At 40.0% G+C, this 18,018-nt stretch carries 19 protein-coding genes and 2 pseudogenes; 9 read left to right on the top strand and 12 right to left on the bottom strand.

Going from position 1 to position 18,018, the window contains the following annotated elements:
- Window positions 1-217: 217 nt before the first annotated feature.
- Entirely contained in the window at window positions 218-1,591 is a 1,374-nt protein-coding gene (locus ACKI4H_RS11650) for a dihydrolipoyl dehydrogenase (protein WP_407305879.1), read from the bottom strand.
- 154 nt (window positions 1,592-1,745) lie between these two features.
- Here ACKI4H_RS11650 and ACKI4H_RS11645 point away from each other — a divergent pair, with 154 nt between their 5' ends.
- Window positions 1,746-3,704: a hypothetical protein gene (locus ACKI4H_RS11645; protein ID WP_407305877.1), complete on the top strand. Its 1,959-nt coding sequence runs from the start codon at window positions 1,746-1,748 to the stop codon at window positions 3,702-3,704.
- A 257-nt stretch (window positions 3,705-3,961) separates the two neighbouring features.
- Here ACKI4H_RS11645 and ACKI4H_RS11640 read toward each other — a convergent pair whose 3' ends face one another.
- The gene (locus tag ACKI4H_RS11640; protein ID WP_407305875.1) at window positions 3,962-4,096 is read right to left on the bottom strand and encodes a hypothetical protein; all 135 of its coding nucleotides are present in this window, start codon (window positions 4,094-4,096) and stop codon (window positions 3,962-3,964) included.
- 169 nt (window positions 4,097-4,265) lie between these two features.
- A complete protein-coding gene (locus tag ACKI4H_RS11635; RefSeq protein WP_407305873.1) occupies window positions 4,266-4,601 on the bottom strand; it encodes a TIGR01244 family sulfur transferase in 336 nt (111 codons plus the stop codon).
- Window positions 4,602-4,725: 124 nt separating this feature from the next.
- On the opposite strand from ACKI4H_RS11635, the gene ACKI4H_RS11630 reads away from it, so the two are divergent.
- From ACKI4H_RS11630 to ACKI4H_RS11620, 3 genes are read left to right on the top strand one after another with little or no spacing between them, the layout of a single operon-like run.
- Window positions 4,726-5,622 carry an alpha/beta hydrolase gene (locus tag ACKI4H_RS11630; protein WP_407305871.1) on the top strand — a complete coding sequence of 299 codons (897 nt, stop codon included), beginning with the start codon at window positions 4,726-4,728 and terminating at the stop codon, window positions 5,620-5,622.
- Entirely contained in the window at window positions 5,623-6,060 is a 438-nt protein-coding gene (gene trxC / locus ACKI4H_RS11625) for a thioredoxin TrxC (protein ID WP_407305869.1), read from the top strand.
- Window positions 6,041-6,484 (top strand): acyl-CoA thioesterase, encoded by a 444-nt coding sequence (locus tag ACKI4H_RS11620; RefSeq protein ID WP_407305867.1) that lies wholly within the window; start codon window positions 6,041-6,043, stop codon window positions 6,482-6,484. The genes trxC and ACKI4H_RS11620 overlap by 20 nt, the downstream gene beginning before the upstream one ends.
- 142 nt (window positions 6,485-6,626) lie before the next feature.
- Here the strand turns inward: ACKI4H_RS11620 and ACKI4H_RS11615 are convergent, their stop codons facing one another.
- A complete protein-coding gene (locus ACKI4H_RS11615) occupies window positions 6,627-7,127 on the bottom strand; it encodes a DUF4442 domain-containing protein (RefSeq protein WP_407305865.1) in 501 nt (166 codons plus the stop codon).
- A 32-nt stretch (window positions 7,128-7,159) separates the two neighbouring features.
- Window positions 7,160-7,648 (bottom strand): YajQ family cyclic di-GMP-binding protein, encoded by a 489-nt coding sequence (locus tag ACKI4H_RS11610; RefSeq protein WP_407305863.1) that lies wholly within the window; start codon window positions 7,646-7,648, stop codon window positions 7,160-7,162.
- A 91-nt stretch (window positions 7,649-7,739) separates the two neighbouring features.
- On the opposite strand from ACKI4H_RS11610, the gene ACKI4H_RS11605 reads away from it, so the two are divergent.
- The gene (locus tag ACKI4H_RS11605) at window positions 7,740-8,054 is read left to right on the top strand and encodes a rhodanese-like domain-containing protein (RefSeq protein WP_407305861.1); all 315 of its coding nucleotides are present in this window, start codon (window positions 7,740-7,742) and stop codon (window positions 8,052-8,054) included.
- A 93-nt stretch (window positions 8,055-8,147) separates the two neighbouring features.
- Here the strand turns inward: ACKI4H_RS11605 and mnmC are convergent, their stop codons facing one another.
- Genes mnmC through ACKI4H_RS11585 form a run of 4 tightly spaced genes read right to left on the bottom strand, consistent with a single transcriptional unit; the run spans window position 8,148 to window position 11,578 of the window.
- On the bottom strand, window positions 8,148-10,067 hold the full coding sequence (mnmC, locus tag ACKI4H_RS11600) for an FAD-dependent 5-carboxymethylaminomethyl-2-thiouridine(34) oxidoreductase MnmC (protein ID WP_407305859.1): 1,920 nt from the start codon (window positions 10,065-10,067) through the stop codon (window positions 8,148-8,150).
- A 35-nt stretch (window positions 10,068-10,102) separates the two neighbouring features.
- Window positions 10,103-10,630 carry a hypothetical protein gene (locus ACKI4H_RS11595; protein WP_407305857.1) on the bottom strand — a complete coding sequence of 176 codons (528 nt, stop codon included), beginning with the start codon at window positions 10,628-10,630 and terminating at the stop codon, window positions 10,103-10,105.
- Between the two features lie 4 nt (window positions 10,631-10,634).
- Window positions 10,635-10,937: a YciI family protein gene (locus ACKI4H_RS11590; protein ID WP_407305855.1), complete on the bottom strand. Its 303-nt coding sequence runs from the start codon at window positions 10,935-10,937 to the stop codon at window positions 10,635-10,637.
- A gap of 26 nt (window positions 10,938-10,963) precedes the next feature.
- Window positions 10,964-11,578, bottom strand: a complete 615-nt coding sequence (locus ACKI4H_RS11585; RefSeq protein WP_407305853.1) for a septation protein IspZ — start codon at window positions 11,576-11,578, stop codon at window positions 10,964-10,966.
- 45 nt (window positions 11,579-11,623) lie between these two features.
- Here ACKI4H_RS11585 and ACKI4H_RS11580 point away from each other — a divergent pair, with 45 nt between their 5' ends.
- Window positions 11,624-12,478: a PHP domain-containing protein gene (locus ACKI4H_RS11580; RefSeq protein WP_407305851.1), complete on the top strand. Its 855-nt coding sequence runs from the start codon at window positions 11,624-11,626 to the stop codon at window positions 12,476-12,478.
- A gap of 58 nt (window positions 12,479-12,536) precedes the next feature.
- On the opposite strand, the gene ACKI4H_RS11575 is transcribed toward ACKI4H_RS11580, so the two are convergent.
- The gene (locus tag ACKI4H_RS11575) at window positions 12,537-13,448 is read right to left on the bottom strand and encodes a bestrophin family protein (RefSeq protein ID WP_407305850.1); all 912 of its coding nucleotides are present in this window, start codon (window positions 13,446-13,448) and stop codon (window positions 12,537-12,539) included.
- Between the two features lie 114 nt (window positions 13,449-13,562).
- Window positions 13,563-14,210, bottom strand: a pseudogene (radC, locus tag ACKI4H_RS11570) (DNA repair protein RadC).
- A 113-nt stretch (window positions 14,211-14,323) separates the two neighbouring features.
- Between radC and coaBC the strand changes: the two are divergent.
- Complete coding sequence (gene coaBC, locus ACKI4H_RS11565) at window positions 14,324-15,589, top strand: bifunctional phosphopantothenoylcysteine decarboxylase/phosphopantothenate--cysteine ligase CoaBC (RefSeq protein WP_407305848.1); 1,266 nt, start codon at window positions 14,324-14,326, stop codon at window positions 15,587-15,589.
- A gap of 166 nt (window positions 15,590-15,755) precedes the next feature.
- Window positions 15,756-16,133: a cytochrome b562 gene (locus ACKI4H_RS11560; RefSeq protein ID WP_407305846.1), complete on the top strand. Its 378-nt coding sequence runs from the start codon at window positions 15,756-15,758 to the stop codon at window positions 16,131-16,133.
- A 205-nt stretch (window positions 16,134-16,338) separates the two neighbouring features.
- On the opposite strand, the gene dusA is transcribed toward ACKI4H_RS11560, so the two are convergent.
- Complete coding sequence (gene dusA, locus ACKI4H_RS11555; protein WP_407305844.1) at window positions 16,339-17,370, bottom strand: tRNA dihydrouridine(20/20a) synthase DusA; 1,032 nt, start codon at window positions 17,368-17,370, stop codon at window positions 16,339-16,341.
- Window positions 17,371-17,889: 519 nt separating this feature from the next.
- On the opposite strand from dusA, the pseudogene ACKI4H_RS11550 reads away from it, so the two are divergent.
- A pseudogene (locus ACKI4H_RS11550) lies at window positions 17,890-18,018 on the top strand (IS982 family transposase); the annotation flags it as partial.

The raw sequence follows: 18,018 nt of genomic DNA, 5'->3' as shown, positions 1-18,018 counted from the left end.
CCCTTCCCGAACTCAGAAGTGAAACCTCTTTGCGCTGATGGTAGTGTGGGGTTACCCATGTGAGAGTAAGTCATCGCCAGCTCATTAATTCCAAAACCCCCTCCGCCACAGGCAGAGGGGGTTTTTTTTATGCGCGGAAATAAAGGTAAAAAAGAAAATAAAAAGCAAAAAAAAAGAAAAGTTTTCGCAGGGAACTAAAAAAGATCAACAGAAGCTTTTATTCCAGTTGCCGCCGGGCATGTTTAAAGGCGGTTCTCAAGCCTTCTTCCAAGGTGGGATGGTAGAACGGTTTCTCCAGGATTTTATCCAGGCTTAGGTCTTCAGCGATCATCCAGCATAATAGATGTGCCATGTGTTCAGCGGACTCAACGAAAAGTTCGCTTCCTAAAAATTTACGTGTTGTTTTATCAATATAAACTTCAATAGCCCCTTGGTTTTTACCCAAAATGATTGCCCGACCTTGATTTTTGTAGGACACAAATCCGGTAACAAATTCAATCTTGGATTGAGTCAGCTGTTTGAAACTCTGCCCCACAATAGCCATTTCTGGTTGGCTAAAAACAATGCCTAGTGGGGCCAGAGTTTTGATATTTTTAAGTTTAGGAAAGTTTAGGCAATTATGAACTGTAGTTCGTCCTTCGTGAGCCGCTTCATGCTGAATGGGAGAGTTGCTATGTGCATCACCAATAATAAAGATTGGATAATCAGCCAGCTGTTTAGTGTGCAGATCTACAGGAAGTTTTTTTAGATCAGTAAATTTAGAATCAATGTTTTCTAGACTTAAACTATCTAAATAACTGTTACGTCCCGTTGCGACCAATAAATAATCGGCAGTGAAACTACTCTGAGTCCCCTTTTCTATGTAATTGATTTTAACTTGATTACGAAATTTTTTGACTTGTTCTGGAAGGATTCCAAACTTGATATTTAATTCTTCACTTAAGCTCATCTGAGCAATATTCTGTAGTTCTGGACTAGTAAGAGAGCCAACTTTACGACTACGTGCAAACACAATGGTTTGAATGCCTAAGCGTTGCATAGCTTGTGCAAGTTCAAGAGCTATAACACCACTGCCAATTACTGCTAATGATTTGGGCAGGGTTTCTAGTTCAAAGATTTGATCAGATGTAATAAGTTTTTCGCCAAGTTCATTTTTCCAGTCTCTATTAATAGTGGGAGTAGATCCAACCGCGATAATAAAACTTTTAGCTTGGTAATGTTGTTGACTGACTTGAACTGTATTTGAGTTAATGAAATGGGCTTTCCCAGAGATTTTATGGCTAGCTTCCCAACTCTCAACTTCTTTTAATACTGCATTGGTAAAGTAATCTCGAAGCTCTCTTATGTGTTGCATTACTTGAGAAGTATCTATTTTAGCTGAAACCCTTAGCGCAACTTCTTGGGCATTTTGAATATCGTGCATTCTGTTGGCTGTGGAGATTAAAACTTTACTTGGCATACATCCAACACGCGCACAAGTTGTATCCCATGGACCGTTATTAATAATAAGAATGTTTTGGGTATGCTTTATCGCTTCTTTATACGCTGATATTCCTGCAGTACCAGCACCGATGATAATGATGTCGTACATTGTGAAACAACTCTCATTTTTATATTTTTTTAAACTAACACAGTTAAACATTTATCATGCTTTTGTTTACATAAAGTACTATGTATGATTACATATCAGTCAATATAAATTAAATGACAACACTATTTTTATAGGGATTCTGGGGATTTTTTTAATGAGCAAAAAACAAATAAGTTTGAAGCTTTCAACTGTTACTTTAGCAGTTTTATTGGCAAGTTGTGGCGGTGGTGGTAGTGAAGGATATTTTAATCAAGAAGGTTCTTCTAATAATTCTGGTGGTTCTGATAATGCTGGTAATATTGAAGAAGTCCAATCTCTAGAAATTTCAAGTATTCAATTAAATGATACAAGTGGCAAAGAAACGCAGTTGGTTTCAGCTTTAGGTGTAGTAGCCACAGTAAAAGTCACTGATGGTAGAGGCAAACCTGTTGGTGGTGCTTTAGTGTCATTCAGTGGCGAAAATATGACATTTAGTACAACTAATAGTGCTGTATTTACCAATGCTGATGGCGAAGCTGTGATTGGTATTACTCCGACAGATTCAAATATCACAGGTGCGTATCTATTAGCTGTGAATGCTAACTTGAATGATATTAATGCAACAAAATCTAAAAATGTCAGTTTTGTGAAGACAGATATTGTCATTGATTCCTTTAAAGCAGCAAGTAGCTCATTAGAATCAGGCGGATCTACACTTCTTACACTTTTAATTAAAGATACTGAAGGTAATTACCAAAATAATCAACAAGTTAGTTTTACAGCTGGATGTGGTACGTTCAGTAATCCTACTGTTAGTTCATCAAGCGAAGGTAATGTTTCTAATACTTATTATGCTTATGATGCTTCAGGAAAGTTATGTAGTGGTAACCAAAAAATTACTGCTACTCCCAAAAATTCACCTGCAAGAGCTGAATCTTTATCTTTAAATATCCAAGCTGCAACAGCGACTTCTATCGTTTATACTGCAATTGAAGATCTCAAAATTCCAGTTCAAGGTAGTGGTTCTTCTTCAAGTGGTCAATTAGAATTTACTGTGTACTCAAATGGTGCTGTGCTTCCTAATCAAGATGTGACACTGAGTTTAAATAAATCACCAAAAGGGGCGAGCTTCGTTAGCCTTGGTAATACCTTAGATCGTACAGTTAAAAGTGACAGTAATGGTAAAGTCGTTGTAAATGTATATCCAGGCGATGTTCCTGGTCCTGTAGAAATTAAAGCAACTTTACCGAGCGGATTCAGTGCACTCTCGAAAAATATAACCATTACAACAGGTCGCGCGACTCAAAATAGTTTCAGTTTGTCGGTCTCTAAAAACTCTTTAGAAAATGATAAAGATGGTGATGTGACAACTATTGTTGCTCGTTTAGCTGATCGTAATGGTAACGATGTGCCAGATGGAACTGTTGTTAACTTCATTACAGAAGGCGGTAAAGTTAGGGGTGCATGCTCAACTAAAGATGGTCAATGTTCCGTTGAGTTAAGCACTCAAAACCCACGTCCTGCTGATGGTCGTGTATCTGTGCTTGCTTATGTGGAAGGTGACAAGAGTTATATTGATACCAATGGTGATAATATTTATACCTCAGGTATTGATACATTGTTCAACAATATTGGTAGCTTTTTCCGCGATGATAACGAAAATAATCGTTATGATAGTACAATTGGTGAATTTAAGTATGATCGTCCACTTACAAGTTCACCTTTAGTATGCGGGATTTCTTCATTCTCTCAACCTAATATTGCAGAGACATGCGACAATCAATTATCCGCAATTTTACGTCAACAAATTGTTTTATATTTCGCTGATAGTACTGGCACTATTCGTGACTTAACTGCTACAGGTTCTTCTTTAAGTTTCAATCTATTTGGTAATAGTGCTTTAACAACCCCAATGCCATCAGGTACTTCAATTGCAGTTACTCCTGAAGATACAACGGATAACAGTAAGTCATGTACTGCTGAGTTGGCTACAGGTAGTAACCCGATTGCCAATGTGATTAATTCGACTTATTACCAATATCGCTTAAAAGATTGTGCTGCTGGAGATAATTTCAAAATTACAACCACAGCTCCAAATGGTAAAGTTTCGAATTTCTATGCTACTTATCGTTAAGTTTTAAGAATAAAAAAACAGCGCTTCGGCGCTGTTTTTAATGGGGGAGATTTAAATTGAAGTTCCCATACTCACTCCAACCGTAGGTCGAACATTCATCGAGCTACATCCTGTAAAGACACATGAAATAAGTAGTATAAGAATCATTTTATTCATTGAGCAATCCTAGTTTTTTCGCTTCATTAAATTGAAGAGCGTATGCCACTTCGACATATCATTAAAATTGTTTTTGGAAGCTCATTATAATATTTTGCAAATTAAATTACGTCTGTAGCAGACACTTGAGTACTGGTAATCAATTGATAAATAACACTAACTTGGGCTTGTTCAACAATATTGAGCAATTGATTAATTGAAGCCAGATTACCTTGTTTCTGATCGGAACGATTCACGATAGCTGATTTAAAATCTTTATAAATCAAAATTTTAAATCTATCTGAGTCATTTGACCTATAACACTTAGCTAAGCATTTAAACTATGAGTTCAACCAGTAGCTTTCAGCAAAGGTCCGTGTATTACAGGTCAAAATTAAACTGAAGAAAGCACTATAAACAACGTGCTTAATCCTCCAGTAAATCCATTTGCTTTGCGAGTTGATATAAGTTATTTGAACGGTTGCCGGTACGGCAGAACATTAACACAGGTTTTGGAAGTTCATTGAAATGATTGGCAAATGTACGAACGTCGATTTCAGTAATTTGACCTGCAACAACAGGTTGAAAAACATAATCCAAACCTGCATTGCGTGCAGCTTCTTCGATTTGTGCACTTGTAGGTTGTTCTGGCCCACCTTCCATATCCGGACGGTTGTTGATAATTGATTTAAAACCCTTCTCAACTACTTGTGCTACCTGTTCCGGGGTAATTTGACCTGCAAAGCCGACATTTTCGCTCATTTCGTCACTCCATCATTCGTTAAATAGATTTATGCTTTATGATAGCATTAAGCTGAAACTCGAGCTTAATCTGTTGAAATTTTTATAAGCGATTACAACCATAAAATAACGCAATGGAGCGCGTATGCATTCCTATACAGTTGAACCACTGTATGTAAATAGTGGGCAAGAGGTTATTGCTGCAGATTTTTATCGTCCTAAAACTACACAAAAACCTGCAGTAATTATTATGGCGCATGGTCTGGCAGCCCTACGTCAATTTAAACTGATTCAGTATGCCAAACGTTTTGCTCAAGCGGGTTATGCAGTGGTATTGTTTGATTATCGTTATTGGGGTGGGAGCACAGGACGTCCACGTGAATTGGTATCGATTCAATCCCAATTAGAAGATTGGCGAACCATGATTGCGCATATTTTAGAGCGAAAATCAGTAGATACGCGACGGATCGTACTTTGGGGTACCTCTTTAAGCGGGGGGTATGTCTTAAATTTGGCGGCAGAATTAAAAAATGTTCAGGCTGTAATTGCACAAATTCCTTTCGTGGATGGAACAGAAAGTGCAAAGCTTTACTCTTTACAACAACTACCGAAAGCATTAAAAATATCAAGTCAGGACTATATGGGTGCAAAAGTGGGCATGTCCCCGAAAACTTTACCGGTGGTGAGCAAGAAAGGTTTATGTTTTATGCCGACAGCCGATAGTTATGACGGATATTTATCCATTGTTAATCCAGATTATTTTTGGAGTGGCGAGATTCCAGCACGGATTTTTTTTAATTTAATTCGTTACCGTCCTATTCAAGATGTGCGTAAAATCAGTGTCCCTGTTCTGTTTATTGCTTCGAAACAAGATAGTCTGATACCTATTGAGTCAAGTCGGGAAACAGCAACCAATATTGCCCCTTATGTACAATATCATGAGTGGGATATGCAGCATTTTGATATTTATCATGGTCAATGGTTTGAAAAAGCCATCTCTACCCAATTAGACTTCTTACATCAACATATTGGAGTAAGCTAAATGATTATTGTGTGTCCGGCATGTGGAGCTAGAAACCGAGTGCCAGAAGATAAACTTGAGGCAAATCCAAACTGTGGCCAGTGTCAACATGCGCTTATTCCTTTGGCTCCCATTGAATTGAATGAACACAATTTTAGTAACTTCGTCACTCATAGTGATTTGCCTGTACTTATTGATTTATGGGCAGATTGGTGTGGTCCTTGTAAAATGATGGCTCCTCATTTTGAACAAGTGGCCAAACAAAATCCGAAAGTAATTTTTGCGAAAATTAATACGGAACAATCACCCCGACTCAGTGGCGCTTTTAATGTGCGGAGTATTCCCACTTTAGTTTTGATGAATAAAGCCAACGAAATTGCTAGAATAAGCGGTGCTTTACGATCTACAGAGCTGCAACAGTGGCTGGATCAACAATTAAATGCCAAAACTGGGAGCTAATGTGTCAGATACTCATATAAAACCTGAAGGAACCCTTTCCCTTCAAACCATTGCGATGCCGGCAGATACCAACTGGAGTGGTGATGTTTTTGGTGGGTGGATTGTTTCACAAATGGACTTAGCAGGCGCAATTCACGCAGAGCGTTTTAGTAAAGGGCGTTGTGCCACCATTTCGATTAATCAGATGACTTTTTTGGTTCCGGTAAAAGTTGGTGATGTCATTAGTTGTTATACCAAAATTTTAAAAGTGGGGAATACTTCAATCCAAATGCAGATTGAAGTATGGGACAGCCATGACGATTCACGTGAACCCCTTCGTGTGACTGAAGGGGTGTTTACCTTTGTCGCGGTAGATGTAAAAGGTGGAAAGCGTCAAATTCCAGAGGATGTAAAACAAAAATATTTAGCATCACACCCTGCATAATAAGACATCATAAAAAAGCCCAATCATGCTTGGGCTTTTTTATTTGAATTTTTAAACCAGCATCTGGTTTATTTTAAGTTAAGAAATTTTTACATATCAAAAAATTCATCACTTAAACCAGTTTTAAATAATCATAATAAGATTATTTGTTTAATTGTGACTTGGATACCCAAGCCCAGAGCATTTCGCATTGAATCGGTTCTTCACCCGATTCATCAGTTACTTTTACTGTAACTAGCGTTTCACCTTTTTCGGTGCTTTGCATCAGTTTTTGCTGCTCATCGGTGAGTGTTGCAGTTGCAATCATGGCACCCCTAGTTGGGCGTTTAAAATCAATTTTGAAACTTTTAATAAGTACAATACACGAGTCAGGGACATTCATTCCTGTAACAAAACCGGTGGCTGTTTCAGCAATTAATGCCATGGCGCAGGCATGCACCTGACCAATATGGTTTCGTGTGGCATGATGGTTTTCAATTTTTACCACTACTTTTGAGTGGCTTAATTCCAGATAGCGAATATTGGCGCTACCCACCATCGGCACGACCCGACCAAACGCTTTGCTCCACAGTGTACTGCGGATTCCTTTGGGTAGTTTAGACGTTGCTTTAACCAGTTTTGATAAGCGATTGGTCGGTATCATAAAGTTCCTAGAGGTTTTATTGCATCAATGCATTAGTCTTTAAAGTTATTAAACTGCAAAGGTACACCAAATTGTTGTTCTTTTAAGAAAGCCATAATTTGTTGCAAAGTATCGCGTTTCTTGTCAGTTACACGAATCTTGTCGCCTTGAATAGAAGATTGCACTTTAATGCCGCTTTCTTTAATGGCTTTATTAATTTTTTTTGCGGTATCTGAGTCAAGACCATCTTTAAGCTTAATCACTTGAATAACATTTTTACCTGAAGCAGTCATTTTTTGTGGGTCAAGAGCCTGAATATCCACCTTACGTTTAAAGAAATGATTTTCCAGCATGCTGTATACTTGTTCACATTGAAAATCGCTTTCTGTTGTAATTTTGATTTCTTTATTTTTTTCGCTCAATTCAATAGAAACGTCTTGGCCGCGAAAGTCAAAACGTGTCGCAATCTCTTTTTGCGTGTTTTGAACGGCATGATTTACTTCAAAAATTTCTAATTCAGAGACAATATCGAAAGAAGGCATGGTTTAGACCTTTACAAAGGGAAAGAATATCTGAGATGCTAGGGATGTTTTCTTCATTTGCCAAGTGTTGTTTACATCAAAGGAGTGCACAATGATCCGTAAACAAGAAATTACAACATTTGAGTTCCCAGAAAATGCAGTTATCTGGGATGTTCGTGATACAAAAGCCTTTGCCGAAGGTCATGTAAAAGGTGCTGTAAATCAGCCCATAGATGACTTGAATGCAGACAGCTTAACTCAGGTGGAGTCGGATCAGCCCATTTACATTTTATGTGGTGGTGGAAGTAAAGCACCGCGTGCTGCTGAAAAGTTAGAAACCTTAGACGGCTCACGTGAGTATGTTGTATTGATGGGTGGCACTCGTGCTGCGCGCGATGCAGGATTCCCTTTAGAACAGGGCGCTTAAGAAAAAAGCACCGTAAGGTGCTTTTTTCATGGCTAGAAATGAATCCAATTCATCCCTCTCTATTTAAAGGAGGGATTTTATTTTGCTGTGTTTTTAAAGCGAACTTGTTGGCGGTTTCTGATAGTAAGGCTTTTTCGGTTTTACTTTTTTAATAAAACGTCTTGGATTGAGTTTATTGACCCAATATGAAGTGAGGGGGCAGGCTTCTGCTAAAACTTGAGCAGCCATAACCTCACTACACAGTGGTGCAAATAAAAAGCCTTTGGAGCCTAAAGCAGTAAAAGTATAGATTTCAGCATCTGGCTGGATTTTTCCAAGCAAGGGGAAATAGTCAGGGCTTTGTATCCGTACTGATGCACGACCTTGCCAGGTTTTCACAGGCGGCAAAGATTGCGCATAATTTGGAAAGACACTGTGGAGCATCGTATAGTTATGTATATGATCTTCAGTTAAGACTTCATTATCATTGCGATCCGGATGAAATGAAGCGCCTAAAATCAGATGCTGCTGATCCAGCTGCATGCAATAACCCCCGTAGCTATATGCCTGTTCCGGCTGCAACGGCTCACTCGCATTATTCACCCAACTGACTTGACCACGATTTGGTTTAAGTTTTGGAAATTGTTGCGCAAAGTTTTTGCTATTTAGGGCGGCACAAACAATCACATGATCAAATTCACCCAAACATTGCTGCTTGCTGTCGATCACTTGAATGTTAGATGCGGTCTTTAATTCAACAACTTCCGCTTGCTGAAATTGAATTGCAGGATGCTCTAAGATTTGATCACGTAATTGATGCGGTGAAACCGTACCCGCTTGTAATAATTTCAAACTCGAAAATTCGGTTTCAAGCTCACTTTGATTTACTTTTTCTGCAAATACCCCGTGTGGATATTGCTCTGCCAGCTCAAGTAAATCATCTTCCTGTTTAAGCGCCAATTGGTTCACCTGAGTTGGGCGAAAAGCTTTGAATTTTTGATAATGCGGAATGGCATATTGCCATGCCAAAGTGACCAGATGCTCAGCACTTTGCTCAATGCGACCTAATCTGGGATTGAGTAATGCCAGTGGATTACCAGAGGCTCCCGCCAGAGGCGCTGATTGATCGTAAATTGTGATTTGATGACCACGACTAGCAAATGCATAGGCACAACTTAAACCGGCTATTCCTGCGCCAATAATCGCAATTTTACGTTGTTTAAATGCTGAAGCTGAATTTTTTAATCTGGATGGGTCTGTCTCTATGGATTTTGACTGAAGCACTTGTTGATCTTCAACTTCTGGAAGATTCCAGATTGCTGTAAGCATTTGACGTTTATGCTTAAAGCCGGGTGGAAGAGAAATTGTCATTCCATGCGCGTTTAAACCCCGTTTTAAAACACCCGCCACACTAAAAGATGAAAAAGTCGTTCCATAGTCAGAAAGTCGGACAATATGGCTTAAAACATTGTCTTGCCAAAGATCGGGATTGCAAGAAGGTGCGAAGCCATCTAGAAACCACGCATCTACAGCTTTGGTTTTGGCAATGACCGGCAAAACATCATTGGCATCGCCAAGCCATAGATCAATGGAAAAACGATCGTCAGGAAAGTTCAGTCGGTGACAGCCGGCGATAGGCAGTGGATATTGCTCGATCAGCTGCTCGGCTAAAGGCTGCAGTTCTGACCAGACCTTGAGTGCACGAATGAAATCGGCTTTCGTAAGTGGAAACTTTTCTACACTGATCAAGTGCAGATGACTTTGGTTATTAGGACGAAGCTGTTGCCACATTTGCCATAACGCCAAAGCATTTAGCGCTGTACCAAAGCCAGTTTCACCAACACAAAAGTATTCAAAATCCTGCAGCTTTGCCAAACGTGTTGCAAGGTTGTTGCCCTTTAAAAAGACATGTCGGGTTTCGAGTAAACCATTGTCTCTGGAAAAATAGATGTCGCCAAACTGTTTGGAAACAGGAATATCAATTCCGTCAACACATTGCCAATCAAGATCAGCAGTTTGAATTGCACTCGACAAAAGCTAAGCAACCTTTAAAGCAAAAGAGAGATGTTTTACCATTGACGACGACGTTTGGTATAGACATAACTTGCAATCAAGAAACCCAGCAAGACACCGACTGCAATGGTTGCAGCACCGTATAAAAACATTTGTGCACTACGTTCACTTTGTAAAACTTGAACTTGGACACCCAAGCTGTCATTTTTCAATTGCAGTTCCTGGTTTTGCGACAAGGCATCTAAATTGGCTTTTTCCAATTGTTGTAAGCGGGTGGCCTGATCCTTAACTAAAGCTTTAACTTTAGCTTCTTGCAAGACTTTATTTTTTGCAAGTTGTTCGGCCGTTAACGGTTTTGTTTCTAAAGGTAGACCGTTGGCATCAATGCCCCCGGCAGCAGGAACAGTGCCGGGTTTATTTGCAGGCAACGTTTGTGGTTTTTGGGGCTGTGGCGGTGGTGTTGCAGTCGTTGCTTGAGCAGCAGTCGCTACATTAGGAGCGGGAGCAACAGGAGCGGTTTCTACCGCCCATGCAGTTGAACAGATAAGAGATAAACCCAATAAGCTTGAAACAACAACGCGCATGATTTTATCCTTGAGGGAAAGCTTTATTAAAAGGTTTCACATCAATATGACCGTATACGCCTTCTTTTAAGAAAGGCTCTTCTTGTAGCCATGCATCAAGCGCTTCACGTGAGTCAAAGTCAACAATAATGGTACTGCCATAGAAACCGGCTTGTGGATTGCCAGGATCTTTAGGCATGGCACCTGCAACAATTAAGCGACCTTCATCATTTAATTTTTGCAGACGTTCAAGATGTTGTGGGCGAGTAGCAAGACGTTTTTCTACTGTACCTTCGTTATCTGTACAGCTTACGACGAATAAGGGCATATTCTTTCTCGATCGGTTGACCTAAATTATTCTTCAGGCGACTTAAAATGTTTGCGCAAGATAATAAACTGAATAATGATAAAGGAAAACATCACAATCATGTCACCAAATGCAGTGAATTCGCCCCAATATTTTCCACTTAAAAATAAAAAAGCGAAGAAAATATGTAAGCAGGACATGAATATGAACATTCCAGCCCAGGCAAAATTTAAATTCTTCCAGCCTTTTACCGTTAAATTGAAGATTGGACCAAATAGACGTTGAATCAGCGGTTTCTTGTCTTTCATCACATAAGGCGAAAGTAAGAATGCACCTGCGAAAATAATATTTAACAAAACTGCTTTCAAACGAATATAAAAATCATCGCTGAGCATTAAAGTGACGCCACCAAAAATCACCGTCATAAACAACACGATCCATTGTTGCTTGTCTAAACGGAATTTTTGTATAACAAACAAAGCCCCATATACCACAAGCATAGAAATAATCAGGCCAGTGGTTGCAACCAAAATATTATTATTATCTATACCGCCTGCAGAACCAATTAATTGAAGCAGGGGATGCTCAGTATCTTTGGGATCAACGGTTTTATATAAATAAAAGAAAATAATGAGTGGCACAAAGTCTAAAAGTGCTTTCATGTTAGAGTATCTAAATCTGATCAAATAAATGACGTAGTATAAGTGATGCAAGGCGTAGATTTACATACACACAGTAATATTTCTGATGGAACTTTGTCTCCAGAGCAACTTGTGCATGCAGCCGTTGAAAAAGGTATTCATACCCTTGCGCTGACTGACCACGATACTATGGATGGCTTAAAATTAGCTGAAAAAGTTGCATTAGATTTACCATTGAACATTATTTCAGGTGTGGAAATTTCCAGTCAATGGTCACGACCGGCAACTCAAAAAAGTTACGGGGTGCATATTGTTGCCTTGAATATGCAAAATCCAGAGCCCTTGCAGATTTTACTGGAGCAACAAAAACAGATTCGCGCCATTCGCGCAAAACAGATTTGTGATTTGCTGATTCCATTAATTGGTCAGGACATTTATGCCGATGTTATGGCCCAAGTAGATGGCATTGCAGACCGTATTACCCGTACCCATATTGCCAAAACCCTAGTCGAAAAAAAGATTGTGAACCGTCCGCAACAGGCTTTCGATAAATATATTAAAGAAGGCAAAAAAGCCTATGTGAAATTTGACGGGTTGGGTTTGGAAGAAACCATCAAAGTTATTCATGCCAGCCAAGGCTATGCCGTATTGGCACATCCAACCAAATATGATTTATCCGCTACCAATATCCGTTATTTGATTGAGATATTTGCCAAATTCGGTGGAGACGCCGTGGAGCTTCCTCCTGCAATTGAACCGGCTTCTACACGTCAGATGGTCGATCGTATGATTGAGGAATTTGATTTAAAGGTTTCTGTGGGGAGTGATTTTCATGGCGATCATATGCCATGGATTCGATTGGGCAATATCCCGCGCCTTAAAGAAGGGCAAGTGGGGATCTGGGAAAGTTTTGTTGTTTAATATTTTAACTTCTCACTCACCCTCTCTTAGAAGTAGAGGGCTAGGGAGAGGTAATAAATTAAAGCAAATTATGATCCTGCGCCTGAATTGGAGGAGGAGTTGGTTTTCCCAAAGTTCCCAGTAATTCAATCTCGATGGTACGAACCATCGCATCGAGTGGCAAGTCATTACTTTGCGTACCAAACGGTTCTTCAATTTCTGAGCTGAGCGCATCTAAGCCCAAAAAGGTATAAGCCAAAATACCGACCATTAACGGTGTTGCTAAGCCTAGAGTCGACCCTAAGCTAAACGGCAACATGAAACAGAAAAAATATACGGTACGATTCAGCAGAACCGAATAAGCAAATGGCAAAGGGGTGGTCGCAATACGGTCGCAACCGGTTTGTACCAGACTCAGTTCAGCGACATGCTGGTTCATCTGGGTATAAATAATATCCGAAATCTCACCGTCTTTAAGGGCTTGCATCAATTCCCACTGAATCAAACTCAAGGTGTATTGCGGTGCATTGGCTTGTTGGTAAAGCTGGGTTACAGCCTGTTGGCTCATGCCACTGGTTTCAACCAATGCCAGTGGGTTCGCTGTTTGATGGCGTAAACGATCACGCAGAACATTGGCAAACACAATCACATGCTGAATCACACGTTCACGGCGCCCCTGACTGAGCATACGGCAATCGCGGTCAAAATGCCGGGCATTGGCAATCAGCATGCCCCAAAGTTTACGTGCTTCCCACCAGCGGTCATAACATGCCGTATTCTTAAACCCCAGAAAAATGGATAGAACGACACCAATTAAAGTAAAGCCCACCAAAGGAAGTTCGGGGAAGTGAAAATAGCCCACATAAGATAATCCACCAATCAAAGCGGAAATAAGCATGACAACACCTAAGGGTGGTAAAACCTTGGGTAAAATGGTTCCACGCCAGGAAAATAGCAACTTAAATATGCTCGGTTGTTCGCGAACAATCATGTTATTAGTATCGTCAAAATTTTCATTAATCTTCTGCGTTAGCGGGGCTGTTGTCAATATTTGTTACATTTAATATTGAGCCTGAATAAGTCCATATTCCGCAAATGAACAGGTTTATTCTGGAGAAGTAATACAAGGATCAATCAGGCAAATTTCCAATAAGTCACAGGCAGTTAAAATACGCTGGGTTAACTGAATATCTGCATTGGAAGGTAGTGGCATACCAAAAGGATGGTTATGCGCAATCACAATGTTACTGGTATGGTGATTAAGGCATAACGCAGCAATTGATTCATCGAAATTTCACAGGAATTGAGTGAACCATAGAACATTTTTTTAAAGCTTATTTTTCTTAAATGAACATCGAGGCAAAGCACGGCAAAACTTCTTGGGCTTCATCTAGCAGTTCAAATTTCAAAAAATCTATTAGGGTTCTTGAGTTGTTCAATTCAATTTTTTTTGTTTTAAAAGCTGCGCGCTATAACGTCTTCCCAGTTCTTGGACTGCCATCAGCTGGGCATATTTGGTTTCGCCTATGCCTTGAAACTGGCTTAAATCCTGAAGCCTGAAATCAAAAATAGAGTTTAATCTGCCGACATGCTGCAACAGAAGCCGTGACAGTCCAACCGCTGAATATTGTTTGGAACCTGAACGTAAAAAGCTCGCCAACAGTTATGCATCTGACAAACTGGATGCACCGTGCTGAATCAGTCTTTCACGTGGACATTCCTGTTCTGGCCAATGTTTAATCGATGAATTCATTGTTTTTAGACTTTTTTGTTATTAATGATAGTGATTAGACCGAAGTGCTGACTTGGGCAGGACTTTATTTAATGATATTGTGAGCGCCACTGCAACACAAAGGTAGCCTGTTTGTGAGCTTCGATTTGAGTGTGATTCCAAATAAGAACATTGTTTTAGCTGTAACCGGTGGTATCGCGGCCTATAAAAGTGCCATTTTAGTTCGTCGCTTAAAAGATGCCGGCTTTAATGTCCGTGTGGTGATGACGCAAGGTGCGCAAGCATTTATTACACCACTAACCTTTCAGGCTTTGTCGGGAAATCCAGTTCACACTGAATTACTTAATCCTGAAGCCGAGGCAGGGATGGGGCATATTGAGCTGGCGCGTTGGGCCGATTTATTGCTGGTTGCGCCTGCAAGTTGTGACACCCTGGCGAAATTTGCTGCAGGTTTGGCAGATGATTTACTCAGTACATTATATTTGGCGACTAAATCTCCAGTTTGGGTTGCTCCAGCCATGAATCAACAAATGTGGGCAGCCAAAGCTACACAGCGTAATTTAAATACGCTGGTTGAAGATGGTGTGCATGTGATTATGCCGGATTCCGGTTCACAGGCCTGTGGCGATGTTGGTTTGGGACGTATGCCTGAGCCGGAGGATTTGGCACGACAAGTGACTGTGTATTTTCATAGAGCACAACGTGCCATTGCTGAAAAATTTGGCATGCTTGCCGGCAAACATGTAGTGGTGACTGCAGGGCCAACCCGTGAAGCGATTGATCCAGTCCGCTATATTTCAAACCATAGTACCGGGAAGATGGGCTTTGCCTTGGCTGCGGCCTGCTATGCCGCCGGTGCGAAAGTGACATTGATTGCAGGCCCCGTCAGTCTGGATACGCCGAATGGTGTACGCCGTATGAATGTTTCATCTGCAGTACAAATGCTGGACGTCAGCATGCAAATGCTGGATGAAGGTTGCGATATCTTTATTGCCACAGCTGCGGTGGCAGATTATCGCGTGGCTGAAGTTGCCGAGCACAAAATCAAAAAAGCCGGTAATGAGCTGAATGTTTCCCTCATTAAAAATCCAGATATTGTGGCGACCATTGCGCAACAGCAAAAACGTCCCTTTATGGTCGGATTTGCTGCGGAAACGCGTAACGTTGAAGAATATGCAGCAGGCAAGCTGGTGGCGAAAAAACTCGACATGATTGCCTGTAATGATGTATCACGTGCCGATATTGGTTTTGCTTCGGATGAAAATGCCATGATTGTGTTCTTTGCCGAGCAGTATCACATGCAGAAACGTGATCTGGAAAAAGCTTCAAAACAGGAAATTGCGCAGCAGCTGGTGGAAGCCATTCATGATGCCTTGCACCATGAAATAGAACCGGTTTAAAAAAGCTGAACATCTTCATTAAAATGCAACGAATCCGTTGCATTTTTTATGGCATTTACATTATGTTTAATACTTAATATACAAATATTCAGAACCATTAAATAGCAACAATAATAACGGCAATCATAATCCCCATTTTTAAATGGATCTTTAAAAGGATACTCACATGATCAAAAAAATTTTAGCCACAGTGGCGCTTTCAGTTGCTTTGTCATTCAGCAGCTTGAGTTTTGCAGCCAAGCTTGAACAGAATATGGATATGCTGGCAAAAAACTTTAAAGTGTTTAATAAGGCAGAAAATCAGACTGATGCGCTGAAAGCGCTGGATTATATGAAAGCTGCAGCTTTAGATGCAAAACAAGTGAAATTAAAAAATCATGATGCAAAAGCACCGAGCTCAGATGCTTTATATGATCAACTGTTGGCAGAGATTGAGAAAACCAGACTATTGGTTCAGGATGGTAAATTAGAACAAGCCAAAGTGGAAGGCAGAAAAATTGCAGCGGTTAAAGAACACGGACATGCTGTTTATAATCATCACTGAGTTTATCCACATTTATTGTTCAGAATTAAGAAGGATGAAAATCTAGAGTAAGCTAAGCCAGCAGTTTTTTCACTGATTGTCATAGCAAGCTGTATCAAACTTCTTTAGTCAGCAGAATATAAAGACAGCGCATGAATCAAGATTCAAAAAAAATGTCAGCCCATTTCAAACGAACTGACATTGCTGATTATGAGATTACTTGCAATTAATTTGAAGCCAAATCACCCTGATTTTCTTTCAAATAATCTTCAGTGCGTTGCATGGCTTCCTGAATATTGATTAACGCCGTTTCTACATCTTTTAAAGTTTTGGCATTGCCACCGCTTAAAGCTTGACGCCATTTACGTGTACCTGGCAAATTCTGGAATAGTCCCAAAATATGACGGGTAATAATGGAAAGCGGTGCACCTTCTTGCATGCGCTTGGCAATATACGGCATCATTTGCGCCATAATATCAAAACGATCTGGAGCTTCTAAATTCCAGAGTTGCCCAAGTTCAGCTAGCAGGTAAGGATTATGGTAGGCTTCACGACCAATCATCACACCATCGACATGTTTTAAATGCTCTTGCGTTTCAGCCAAGGTTTTAATTCCGCCGTTGATCTCTATCAGCAGATCAGGACGATCCTGTTTTAAACGATAGACATCTTCATAACGCAAAGGCGGCACATCGCGGTTTTCTTTAGGGGATAAACCCTGAAGCAAGGCAATACGGGCATGCACAATAAAGTTGTCACAACCAGTTTTAGCTACGGTATCGACAAAATGCAGCATTTCTTCATAAGACTGCATGTCATCAATCCCGATCCGGTGTTTTACAGTAACCGGAATGTCTACTGCATTGCGCATTTTAGCAATACATTCCGCCACCAAGTCAGGCTCTGCCATTAAACACGCGCCAATTTTATTGTTTTGTACCCGGTCGCTGGGGCAGCCCACATTCAGGTTGACTTCATTGTAACCCCAGTCTTGCGCCATTTTGCTACAGGTCGCTAAGTCTTTTGGATTGGAACCGCCAAGCTGCAATACAATTGGCTGTTCTTTGTGATTAAAGTCCAAATGACGTTTGGCATCACCATGAATGATGGCACCCGTTGTCACCATTTCAGTATAAAGAATGATATTCGGATTAAATAGACGTGCGAAGAAACGATAGTCTCTGGTGGTCCAATCCATCATCGGCGCGACACTGATTCGTGGAGATTGAGTAGTTTCAATGGGGTTGGTGAGAGTCATTAAAAATCGTGCCTTTAATCATGGTGGTGCAACCTGCAAAAAAAATCTATATTTAGATAAAGGACGCAGTTTGCATTTAGCGCCAAATTTTACACCATAATGAAAAAATAATTCATGCTATAAATTGATCAAGATGATTGGGGTTCAAAAAGAGCATTGGAAAGCGTTAGTTAACTGTCATGCAGCGATTTTAATCACTCGAAGATGTTTTTCCACTTACTTTGAAAGAGAAAAAATGCCTTAAAAGAGTAACCAAAACTCAATAAATTTTTGATATTTCAACAGGGAATAAAATCCAAGTAGACCTAATCTGACAAATGCATAGAGAAGTATAGGGATAAAGAGAGGAGGTCACAAACGAAGAGAAAATACAGTTTTATGTTTATATTAATTAACCTGTTAAATATAAGTTTCAATATTATCTTAAATTAACCTGAATCGCGGATAAGAAATTAACTTGAAAAAAAGGTGGCTGAAAGCCATTAGGGAGTTACCACACAACCTACGCCTTCAGCCACCATGTTCGATTTTACATATTTCTTCTGCATCATTGATGACTTTTTTCAGAAATTTGAAGCAAGCTATTGGGAATTTTTAAAACACAACAACAAGCGTTTTAGAATGCGGTCTTCTCAATTGAAAATTTCA

This window comes from Acinetobacter sp. (assembly GCF_045628685.1).
GTDB lineage: Bacteria > Pseudomonadota > Gammaproteobacteria > Pseudomonadales > Moraxellaceae > Acinetobacter.
The sequence above is the reverse complement of the archived record's forward strand: the minus strand, read 5'-3'. Positions and strand labels throughout refer to the sequence as shown.